General features: G+C 69.9%; 8 protein-coding genes and 1 pseudogene. 8 read left to right on the top strand and 1 reads right to left on the bottom strand.

Annotated features, from left to right (window positions below):
* From O3Q52_RS40820 to O3Q52_RS40810, 3 genes and pseudogenes are all read left to right on the top strand, one after another.
* Positions 1-224: pseudogene (locus O3Q52_RS40820) on the top strand (hypothetical protein); the annotation flags it as partial.
* A gap of 144 nt (positions 225-368) precedes the next feature.
* Complete coding sequence (locus O3Q52_RS40815; RefSeq protein ID WP_269653613.1) at positions 369-842, top strand: ATP-binding protein; 474 nt, start codon at positions 369-371, stop codon at positions 840-842.
* Between the two features lie 199 nt (positions 843-1,041).
* Positions 1,042-2,457 carry an Nramp family divalent metal transporter gene (locus tag O3Q52_RS40810; protein WP_269653612.1) on the top strand — a complete coding sequence of 472 codons (1,416 nt, stop codon included), beginning with the start codon at positions 1,042-1,044 and terminating at the stop codon, positions 2,455-2,457.
* A gap of 33 nt (positions 2,458-2,490) precedes the next feature.
* On the opposite strand, the gene O3Q52_RS40805 is transcribed toward O3Q52_RS40810, so the two are convergent.
* Positions 2,491-4,179: a chitinase gene (locus O3Q52_RS40805; RefSeq protein WP_269653611.1), complete on the bottom strand. Its 1,689-nt coding sequence runs from the start codon at positions 4,177-4,179 to the stop codon at positions 2,491-2,493.
* Positions 4,180-4,513: 334 nt separating this feature from the next.
* Here O3Q52_RS40805 and O3Q52_RS40800 point away from each other — a divergent pair, with 334 nt between their 5' ends.
* The 5 genes from O3Q52_RS40800 (at position 4,514) to O3Q52_RS40780 (ending at position 9,817) form a co-directional block, all read left to right on the top strand.
* Positions 4,514-5,431 carry a hypothetical protein gene (locus tag O3Q52_RS40800; RefSeq protein ID WP_269653610.1) on the top strand — a complete coding sequence of 306 codons (918 nt, stop codon included), beginning with the start codon at positions 4,514-4,516 and terminating at the stop codon, positions 5,429-5,431.
* Between the two features lie 133 nt (positions 5,432-5,564).
* Positions 5,565-6,278 carry a Flp pilus assembly protein CpaB gene (gene cpaB, locus O3Q52_RS40795; protein ID WP_269653609.1) on the top strand — a complete coding sequence of 238 codons (714 nt, stop codon included), beginning with the start codon at positions 5,565-5,567 and terminating at the stop codon, positions 6,276-6,278.
* 143 nt (positions 6,279-6,421) lie between these two features.
* Positions 6,422-8,038 (top strand): AAA family ATPase, encoded by a 1,617-nt coding sequence (locus tag O3Q52_RS40790; RefSeq protein WP_269653608.1) that lies wholly within the window; start codon positions 6,422-6,424, stop codon positions 8,036-8,038.
* A gap of 80 nt (positions 8,039-8,118) precedes the next feature.
* Positions 8,119-8,433 carry a TadE/TadG family type IV pilus assembly protein gene (locus O3Q52_RS40785; protein WP_269653614.1) on the top strand — a complete coding sequence of 105 codons (315 nt, stop codon included), beginning with the start codon at positions 8,119-8,121 and terminating at the stop codon, positions 8,431-8,433.
* Positions 8,434-8,476: 43 nt separating this feature from the next.
* A complete protein-coding gene (locus O3Q52_RS40780; protein WP_143636730.1) occupies positions 8,477-9,817 on the top strand; it encodes a CpaF family protein in 1,341 nt (446 codons plus the stop codon).
* Positions 9,818-10,035 lie beyond the last annotated feature (218 nt).

Genomic DNA, 10,035 nt, shown 5'->3' with positions numbered 1-10,035 from the left:
CATCCCTCCCCGAGGTCCTGCTGTGGGGCCAGGCGCCCGCCTGTGTCTGCGAGCTGCGCGTCCCCGAGCGGATCACGGACCCGCTCGCCGGCTTCGTCCCGCCGCCCGCCGAGGGCCCGTCCCCGGGCCAGGGCCTGTGGTTCACCCGCCAGGTGTGCGCGTACGTGGACATCCGGGACGCGGAGTCGGGCGACGGCTCGCTGATCCGAGTCCAGTACGCGTAGGACACCCGGCGCCGCATGTCCCGTACGGTCCTCCGCGGCGAAGGCACCCGCATGCCCCATAACCGGTGCGAACGCACGTTTTCAGGTAGGTATTCAGGTAGTCCTCCCCGTGTCGACGAGCCGCGGGGAGCCGAACCTTTAAGCATGCTGGAACTCTCCGGAGGACATCTTCCGGATCCCGACGCCGCCTACGGCTGGTACCCCCAACCACCCTTGGGAGCAGGCCATTCGAGTGTCGTGTACGACCCCCGTCCCGTCGCGGCGGCCGAGGCCCGCGCGGAGGTCAGGCGGCGGCTTGAGGGCTGGGGGCTCGCGGAACAGAGCGACACGGCGGAGCTCCTCGTCAGCGAACTCGTCACCAACTCCCTGATACACGCGGCGAGTCGCCTCCGCCTCACCCTCTCGGCCGCGCACGGAGTCCTGCGGTGCGAGGTCTCCGAGGCAGGCCGCCGCCCCGCGGAGGTGCCCGGGGCGGGCACCGCGGTGGGCGGCTGCGGGATGTTCCTGGTGGATGCGCTCGCGAGGCGCTGGGGCTGCCACCAGGACGGGCCGGGCCGGACCCTCTGGTTCGAGCTCGGCACGTGCGGGTCCGACGGCTGTGGTCGGCGACAGCCGTAGTGCCCCGCGAGTTCCGGACGAACCGTTGTCAACCTCCGGAACCACAGCCCGGGCCCCGGTGGCGCGCCCAGCCGCCGGGGCCCGCCCGAACGACTTCTCCTCGGTTCCTCGGTGTACACACTCCTCACCTGTGGACATCGGGTGGTGATCACCGCACGCCCTCTTGTGCCCCCGTTCTCTTTACGCTTTCTTGATCCGCATGGCTGACACCTCTGGGAACGCGGACACCACTGGAAGCACGGCCACGGGAGAGACGGGGAAGGCCGCTCCCGGTCCCCGCAAGTCCAGTTGGAAATACATCGGCCCCGGCATCGTGGTGGCCGCGACGGGCGTCGGCGCCGGCGATCTCGTCGCCACGCTCATCGCGGGCTCGAACTTCGGCTACACGCTCCTGTGGGCCGCCGTCATCGGCTGTCTCGTCAAGATCTCGCTGGCCGAGGCGGCGGGCCGCTGGCACCTGTCCACCGGCCGCACGCTGTTCGACGGCTGGGCGAGCCTGGGCCGCTGGACGTCGTGGTTCTTCGTCGTGTACGTCGTGATCTGGGGCTTCGTCTACGGAGCCGCGGCCATGTCCTCGTCGGGCCTGCCACTGCAGGCGCTCTTCCCGGACATCATGGACCTCGAATGGTGGGCCGTCCTGACCGGTCTGGTCGGCCTGGTCTTCGTCTGGTTCAACAAGTACGAGGTCTTCGAGAAGGTCATGACCGTCCTGGTCGGCGTGATGTTCGTCGTCACGGTCTACCTGGCGATCCGCGTCACCCCGAACCTCGGCGACGCCTTCGCGGGCCTGCTCCCGGTCCTCCCCGACGAGAAGGACTCGATCCTCAACACGCTCGGCCTGATCGGCGGTGTGGGCGGCACCATCACGCTGGCCGCGTACGGCTACTGGGTCAACGCGAAGGGCTGGACGAACACCGGCTGGATGAAGGTGATGCGCCTGGACAACCGCGTCGCGTACATCACCACCGGCATCTTCGTCATCTCGATGCTCTTCGTCGGCGCGGAACTCCTCCACTCCTCCAACGTGGCCATCGCGAGCGGCGACAAGGGCCTGATCCAGCTCGGCGACATCCTGGAGGACGAGTACGGCACGGCGACCGCCAAGTTCTTCCTCATCGGCTTCTTCGCCACGTCCTTCACGTCCCTGATCGGCGTCTGGCACGGCGTGAGCCTGATGTTCGCGGACTTCGTGGAGCGCTACCGCAAGGACAGGGCCGGCCGCGCGACCGGCGAAGGGGAGACCCCGGCCGGAAAGGCGACGTCCGGCGAGGGGGAGACATCCGGCGAGGGAACGACATCCGGCGAGGAGGTGGCCTCCGGTGCCCGCGAGCGCTCCTGGCCCTTCCGCGCCTACCTCCTCTGGCTGACCTTCCCGCCCATCGTCCTGCTCTTCCAGGGCGAGCCCTTCCGCCTGATCATCCTGTACGGAGTCCTGGGCGCCGCCTTCCTCCCCTTCCTCGCCCTCACCCTGGTCTGGCTCCTCAACTCCTCCCGCACCCCCGCGGAATGGCGCAACGGAATCCTGAGCAACTCCATGCTGACGATCGCGGGCCTGCTCTTCGTCGTCCTGTGCGTGAAGCAGATCTGGGACCAGCCCTGGTCGGAGTTCTTCTGATCCGAGGATCCGACCAGGGCCGGCCCGCCCGGGCTACGGAAGCCCGTGCACGTGCGGTCCCACCGCGTTCGACCACGCGTTGCCGGCCGTCGCGTCCCAGTTTGTCGACCAGGTCATGGCACCGCGCAGGTCCGGGTAGGTCCTGGAGGGCTTGAAGGAGCCGCAGTTGGTGCCCTTGGTGAGGCAGTCGAGGGCGTTGTTCACGATGCTCGGGGAGACGTAGCCGCTGCCCGCGCCCCTCGTCGAGGCCGGCAGGCCGAGGCCCACCTGGGACGGGGCGAGGCCGCCCTCCAGCTGGATGCAGGCGAGGGCGGTGAGGAAGTCCACCGAGCCCTGGGAGTACACCTTGCCGTCGCAGCCGAGCATCGAACCGCTGTTGTAGTACTGCATGTTGACGACCGTGAGGATGTCCTTGATGTTCAGGGCCGTCTGGAAGTAGCCGTTCGACGTCGACTGCATGTCGATCGTCTGGGGAGCCATCGTGATGATCAGCGAGGAGCCCGCCTTCGAGGACAGGGACCGCAGCGCCTGCGTCATGTACGTGGCGTTGAGGCCGTTCTCCAGGTCGATGTCGACGCCGTCGAAGCCGTAGGTCTGCATCAGGGTGTAGACGGAGTTGGCGAAGTTCGTCGCCGAGGCGGAGTCGTTCACGGCGACCGTGCCGCGCTCGCCGCCGATCGAGATGATCACCTTCTTGCCCGCGGCCTGCTTGGCCCGGACGTCCGCCTTGAACTGGTCGACGGTGTAGCCGCCGAGGCCTGCCGAGTCGAGGTTGAAGGCCACCGCGCCGGGAGTGGTCGTGGCGTCGGCGAAGGCCACCGCGATGATGTCGTACTGGGACTGGACGTCGGAGATCTTCTGGACGGCCGCGCCGTTGTTGAAGTTCTGCCAGTAACCCGTCACCGCGTGCTTGGGCAGCCCGGTCCCGCCGCCCGAGTTCGCCTTGGTCGTCCCGGTGACCGCCGTCGACTTCACCGACTCACCGGCCGAGTTCGTCGCGGTGACCTGGAAGGAGTACGAGGTGGAGGCGGCGAGGCCGGTGACCGTCGCCGAGGTGCCCGTCACCGCGAGCACCTTCGTACCGGCGCGGTAGACGTTGTAGCCGGTCGCGCCCGACACCGTGTTCCAGGCGAGGGAGACGGAGGAGGAGCTCGTGGACGCAACGTTCAGACCGGCGGGCGTCGAGGGGACGACCGGATCGGGGTCGCCGCCTCCGCCCCCGTCGGGCCCGAACACGGACACGTCGTCGGCGAAGTAGGCCGCCTGCCCGTACCAGCCGTGCGTGTAGACGGTCACCGAGGTCGTGGACGAGCCCGTGGTGAAGGACGTCGTCAGCTGCTTCCAGGAGGAGGAGTCCGGGGTCCAGGCCGACACGTCCGTCGTACCCGTGCCGCTCGCCCCGAGGTACGCGTACCCGCCCTGCACCCAAGCGCTCAGCGTGTACGTCGAGTTGGGCCTCACCGCCACGGTCTGGCTGCACCGGGCGTTGTCCTGCCCGGCGGGCGTGGCCTTCAGGGCGGACGCACCGCCGTGCACGGGGGAGGAGACGGCGGCGCCGCTGCCCGCCGAACAGGTCCAGTTGGAGAGCCCCGACTCGTAGCCGGCGTTCTTGGTGTTGTTGACGTCGGCGGCCGAGGCCTGGCCGGCTCCGGCGAGAGAGAGGACGGACGCGGCGAGTGCGGTGGCGAGGGCTGCCGCCCAGGTCCGTCTGCGTCTGGGCATGCCTGGTACGCGGTCCACTGGGGCCTCCGGTGGGGGAGTGGGAGTCAAGAGTGGGGGACGACTACGGTGGCCACCGCTGGAGGTCCAAGGTGGTCCAGACCAATCGGGTTGTCAAGACCTCTGACGGAGGTCAACGCCCTTGCCGTACCGTCGAGTTGAGGCATATGCGCCTCACTCTGTGTGGATCACCCGCGCACCTTGTGTGAGGTGATCTCGCTGATCCGGTGTTGAGCGGCCCATGCCGTGGATAAGGTGCAGTTGCGGAAGGGCGCACAGTGACGAATTCGCGTTCTTCCGTGAAAGTTCGATGGCGAAATCAGGGCGATCTGAGGCGGTGGTTGACCACCCCGCCGCAGTGAACGGGGTGGTGTGCAGCGTGCCGACCGCGATAGCCGTCACCAGTTCCGATCTGGTGCTCCCACCGCACGACCGGCAGACCCCGCCCGCCGCCGTCCAGCCCCTCGAAAGCCTCGAAAGCTCCCTCACCGGGATGCACGCGCTCATCGAGCAGCACGGATACGTGATCGCGCTGTACCCGGCCTCCACACCGGGTGACGTCACCCGGCGGCTGCACGCCGTGCGCTCCGTCCTGGAGAGCGACCGCATCGCGCTGCTCGCCCTGGACCTGCCGCCGCTCGGGCTCGCCCTGCTCGCCCAGCAGCTGCGCCAGCTCTCCGTCTGCGACTTCAGCCCCGGTGTGCTCGCCTCCTCCGCGCGGCTGCTCGCCCACTACATCTACGCGGGTGCCCTGCTCGGCTCGGTCGCCAAGCTGGACCGCATCCCCGTGTCCCTGAAGTCGCACGCCAAGTCATGGGTGCCGGGCGCCCAGTTCGCCGTACTGGCCAATCCGCGGCCGCAACTGGTCCGTGTCGGCCAGGAGGAGCTCACCGGGCCCGAGTTCGGGACACGGATGCTCGTCGCGGCCGGACAACTGCCCGCCGAGTGGCTCACCGGGACGCTCGCGCCCGCCTGGCGCGTCCAGGGCGTCACGACCGTGCCCCTGCCGGCCGAGTCCACACGCTGGTGGGGCACGGGCAAGGTCGCCGAGTTCGCCGCCGGGCTCTACGACGTGTCCGTGCTGTACCAACTCGTCTCGTCCGTGCGGCGCGAGGAGTGTCACTGGTGCGGTCTCGAACTCATCGGCGACCGCTGCGGATTCTGTGCGGCGCCTTTGCCACCGCCCCAGGAGCTTCCGAGGGCCACGGTGCGGGCAGCTTCTTCGGTACGTGCCCTGCCCCGAGGGGCTTCGTAAACCACGTAAGTCATGTACGTACACCTGAATAACGGTGCACAACAGGCACGTTGAACGAGCACGTAGAACGAATTACCAGGCACGACCGCTCGACCCCGCTGTCCCCGCCCCCCTGATCGAGGTTGTCCGCGTCATGAATTCACGCCAGCGCCGCGGCGTCATCCTGCTGGTCCTCTCGGCCCTGTGCGCCCTGGGCGCCTTCGCCGGAGTGCTCTCGGTGATCCGCGACGTGAACTCGAAGGTCGGCCCCGAGGTCGCGGCGTACCGCCTGAAGGACGACGTCGCGCCCTACCGGGAGCTGACGTCCGACCAGTTCGAGAAGGTCTCGATGCCCGAGCGGTGGCTTTCGTCCACCGCCGTCACCAATCTCTCCGAGATCCGCGGCAAGATCGCGGTCACCCGGCTGGAGAAGGGCTCGCTGCTCCAGCGGGACATGATCGTGGACCGGCCCGAACTGGAGGCCGGCCAGCAGGAGATCGCGATCATGATCGACGCGGCGACCGGTGTGGCGGGCAAGATCAACCCGGGCTCACGGGTCAACATCTACGCCACGTTCAAGGACGAGACCGACAACGGCAAGGACCAGTCGAAGGTCATCGTCGAGAACGCCCGCGTCATCGACGTCGGCAAGCTGACCGCCCTCGACCCGGGCCAGTCGAGCAACGACCGCCGCCGCACCGCGAACGAGGCGGTCCCGATCACCTTCGCCCTCGACACCGCCGACGCCCAACGCGTCGCGTACGCCGAGTCGTTCGCCGAACACGTCCGCCTGGCGCTGGTCGCGGGCGGCACCGACGCCACCGTCGCCCCCGGCGACCGCACGTACACCCTCGACGAGGACAAGTAGGAGGCCGTGATGCGCTCAGCCCCCACGTGGCCAGGCCGAGGGACGGACAAGCCGGACCGAGAGCCGGGCAGGCCGGGCACTCCGGGCCGGGACTCCGGCAGGCCGCGCCGAGAGCCCGCCGGACCGGGGCGAGGGACCGGCCGATGACCATCCGCATCCTGCCCGCCGTCGGCGACATCGACTCGGCCCGCGCGCTCAGCACACTGCTGAGCCAGCTCGCCGACGCCGAACCCGCACCGCCCGTCGCGGACACCACGGCCCTGCTGGACACCCTGGCCCGCCTCGCCGCCGACTCCCTGGACGAGCTGCCCGAGGTCGTCCTCGTCCACGAGCGGATCGGCCCGGTCCCGGCGCTCGACGTCATCCGCGACCTGGTGCTGAGTTTCCCGGCCGTCGGCGTCGTCCTCATCACCGCCGACACCAGCACCAACGTGCTCACCGCCGCCATGGACTCCGGCGCCCGCGGCATCATCGGCCTGCCCCTCGGCTACGACGCCCTCGCCGAACGCGTCCACGCGGCCGCCGCCTGGTCCATGGGCATGCGGCGCCATCTCGGCAGCGGCACACCCGAGTTGTACACCGGACCCGGCGGCCGGGTCGTCACCGTCACCGGGGCGAAGGGCGGCGTCGGCGCGACCGTCGCCGCGGTCCAGCTCGCCCTGGCCGCCCAGGCGTCGGGCCGCTCGGTGGCCCTGCTCGACCTGGACCTCCAGTCGGGGGACGTGGCCTCGTACCTGGACGTGCAGTTCCGCCGCTCCATCGCCGACCTCGCCGGGATCAGCGACATCAACCCGCGCGTGCTCCAGGACGCCGTCTACACCCACGACACGGGACTCGGCCTCCTCCTCGCCCCCGCCGAGGGCGAACGCGGCGAGGAGATCACCGACCGGGTGGCCCGCCAGGTCCTCGCCGCCCTGCGCTCCCGCTACGAGGTCGTGGTCGTCGACTGCGGCGCCCAGCTGAACGCCGCGAACGCGGCGGCCGTCGAACTGGCCGACCAGGCCCTGCTGTTGGTGACCCCCGACGTGGTCGCCGTCCGCGCCGCCAAACGCATGGTCCGCATGTGGGACCGCCTCCAGATCCGCAAGGCCGAGGAGACCCTGACCGTCGTCAACCGCTTCTCCCGCGGTACGGAGATACAGCCCTCCCTCGTCGAACGCGTCACCGGTACGAAGGTCGCCCGTTCCACGGTGCCCGCCGCCTTCAAGGAGCTCCAGTCGGTGGTGGACGCCGGCCGCATGCAGGACCTGGACGCCCGCTCCACGGTCAAGCAGGCGCTGTGGGCCCTGGCGGGCGAGCTGGATCTGGTGGTCCAGCAGGAGGGCGGTGGCGGCGGCCGGCGGCGCAAGACGTCCTCGGACCGGGGAGCCCTTGCCCTGCGCCGCAAGGGCGGCGACCGAGGGGCCGTCACCCTCGAATTCGCAGGGATGTTCCCCATCCTGCTGGTCGTGATGACGATCCTGTGGCAGTGCGTGCTGTACGGCTACACGTACTCCCTCGCGGGGAACGCGGCGGACGAGGCGGCGCGGGCGGCCACGGCGGCCTACGCGGTCGAGGGCGATGTCCCGGGTGCCTGCGCCGCCGCCGGTGGCAAGAACCTTCCGGGCGCCTGGGACGGCACCGAGATCAACTGCGGCACCGATGGGCCGGTCATGAAGGCCACGGTCGCCGCCCAAGTACCCCTGTTCTTCCCGGGCTTCGACGTGAACTGGACCGTCAACGCAGAGGCGGGGGCCGCGCTGGAAGGGGACGACGGATGAAGCGCCTACCGGCACGTCGCCCGGCCCGCCTCCTGAGGCGCCTCGCGAAACGCCTCCGGGGCGACGACCGGGGCGTGTCCATGCTGGAGTTCGCCGGTTTCCTCCCCATCCTCCTCCTCGTCGGCATGGCGGCCATCCAGCTCGGCCTGATCGGCTACGGCATCAACCAGGCCGGTACGGGCGCGCGAGCGGCGGCGCGGGCGGCCTCCCAGGGTGAGGACGGAGCCGCGGCGGGGCAGGCCGCGGTGAGCGGATGGTTCGACAACCTGACGGTGTCGCCGGTCGAGGGCCCCGACCTCACCACCGCGACGGTCACCCTCAAGGTCCCCGCAGTAATCCCCCTCCTGCCCGCCGTGACCGTGCAACGCGACGCCACCATGCCCACCGACGACTGACCGACCGACCGAGAGACCTGAGAGACCGAGAGGAGGCGACCCCATGAGCCTGCGAGCCCGTATCGCCGCCCCCGAAGAGGGCGGATCAGGCCGCGAGGACGGCCACCTCGTCGCCGTCTACCGTGCCAAGCTGCTCGAGGAGATCGACCTCGCCGAGATGTCGAGCCTCGCGGCGGCCGAGCGGCGGATGCGGCTGGAGCGCGTGCTCGGGCACATCATCAGCCGTGAGGGCCCGGTCCTGTCGTCCGCCGAGCGCTCCCAGCTGATCAGAAGGGTCGTCGACGAGGCACTGGGCCTCGGCGTCCTGGAACCGCTCCTCGCCGACGCGTCGATCACCGAGATCATGGTCAACGGACCGGACTCGATCTTCGTGGAGCGGGCGGGCCGCGTGGAGCAGCTCCCGCTCCGGTTCGCCTCGAACGAGCAGCTGATGCAGACCATCGAGCGCATAGTCTCCACGGTCAACCGCCGCGTGGACGAGTCGAATCCGATGGTCGACGCCCGCCTCCCCACCGGCGAGCGCGTCAACGTCATCATCCCGCCACTCGCCCTCACCGGCCCGACCCTCACGATCCGCCGCTTCCCCCGCGCGTACACACTCCCGGAGCTGATCGGCCTCGGCTCGCTCGACGAGCAGATGCTGATGCTGCTCGCCGCGTTCGTCCGCGCCCGCTTCAACGTCATCGTCAGCGGCGGCACGGGCTCCGGCAAGACCACGCTCCTCAACGCGCTCTCCGGCCTCGTCCCGTCCCACGAGCGCATCATCACCATCGAGGACTCCGCCGAACTCCAGCTCCAGCAGGAGCATGTGATCCGCCTCGAATCCCGCCCGCCGAACGTGGAGGGCAAGGGCCAGATCACCATCCGCGACCTGGTCCGCAACTCCCTGCGTATGCGCCCCGACCGCATCATCGTCGGTGAGGTCCGCGGCGGCGAGACCCTGGACATGCTCCAGGCCATGTCGACGGGCCACGACGGCTCCCTCGCGACCGTCCACTCGAACTCCGCCGAGGACGCCCTGATGAGGCTCCAGACCCTCGGCTCGATGTCCGAGGTCCAGATCCCCTTCGAGGCGCTCAAGGACCAGATCAACTCCGCGGTCGACGTCGTCGTCCAGCTCACCCGCCACGCCGACGGCTCCCGCAAGGTCACCGAGATCGCCCTGCTGGTCTCGCACGGCCGCGAACAGTTCCGTGTCGTCCCGGTCACCCGCTTCGTGCCGCGCCCGACCGGCCCCGACCGCGTCGTCCACGGCCACTTCGAACACCTGCCGCTGCCCCGCTCGGTCGCCGAGAAGCTGTACGTCGCCAACGAGCCCCTGCCGCCCGCCTTCGGGGTCGCGGAGGCCATCGACGTCCTCAACACGAGGCAGGCCATCGGATGACCGGCCGGACACCCCGCTGGACGACCCCCACCACCGAGACCGACAAGACCGATGAGAGGAGCGAGCCGTGAACAACCAGGCCCTGCTCGCCCTCGGCGGCACCGTCCTGTGCGGCACACTCGCCGTCGCGGGCGTGCACACGTACGCGTCGGGACGCGCCCAGCGCCAGGCCCTCGTCGACCGGCTCTCCGGCGGCGGCCCCCTGCGCACCGCGGCCG

Origin of the sequence: Streptomyces sp. ActVer, from assembly GCF_027270795.1 — a bacterium.
In the GTDB taxonomy this organism is placed as follows: domain Bacteria; phylum Actinomycetota; class Actinomycetes; order Streptomycetales; family Streptomycetaceae; genus Streptomyces; species Streptomyces umbrinus_A.
This window is presented reverse-complemented; position numbering and strand designations above follow the sequence as displayed.

Bases quoted from the DNA above. Each gene is read 5' to 3' on its own strand.
- O3Q52_RS40815 (WP_269653613.1), top strand. From the start codon at position 369: ATGCTGGAACTCTCCGGAGGACATCTTCCGGATCCCGACGCCGCCTAC.
- O3Q52_RS40810 (WP_269653612.1), top strand. From the start codon at position 1,042: ATGGCTGACACCTCTGGGAACGCGGACACCACTGGAAGCACGGCCACG.
- O3Q52_RS40805 (WP_269653611.1), bottom strand. From the start codon at position 4,179: ATGCCCAGACGCAGACGGACCTGGGCGGCAGCCCTCGCCACCGCACTC.
- cpaB (WP_269653609.1), top strand. From the start codon at position 5,565: ATGAATTCACGCCAGCGCCGCGGCGTCATCCTGCTGGTCCTCTCGGCC.
- O3Q52_RS40790 (WP_269653608.1), top strand. From the start codon at position 6,422: ATGACCATCCGCATCCTGCCCGCCGTCGGCGACATCGACTCGGCCCGC.
- O3Q52_RS40785 (WP_269653614.1), top strand. From the start codon at position 8,119: ATGCTGGAGTTCGCCGGTTTCCTCCCCATCCTCCTCCTCGTCGGCATG.
- O3Q52_RS40780 (WP_143636730.1), top strand. From the start codon at position 8,477: ATGAGCCTGCGAGCCCGTATCGCCGCCCCCGAAGAGGGCGGATCAGGC.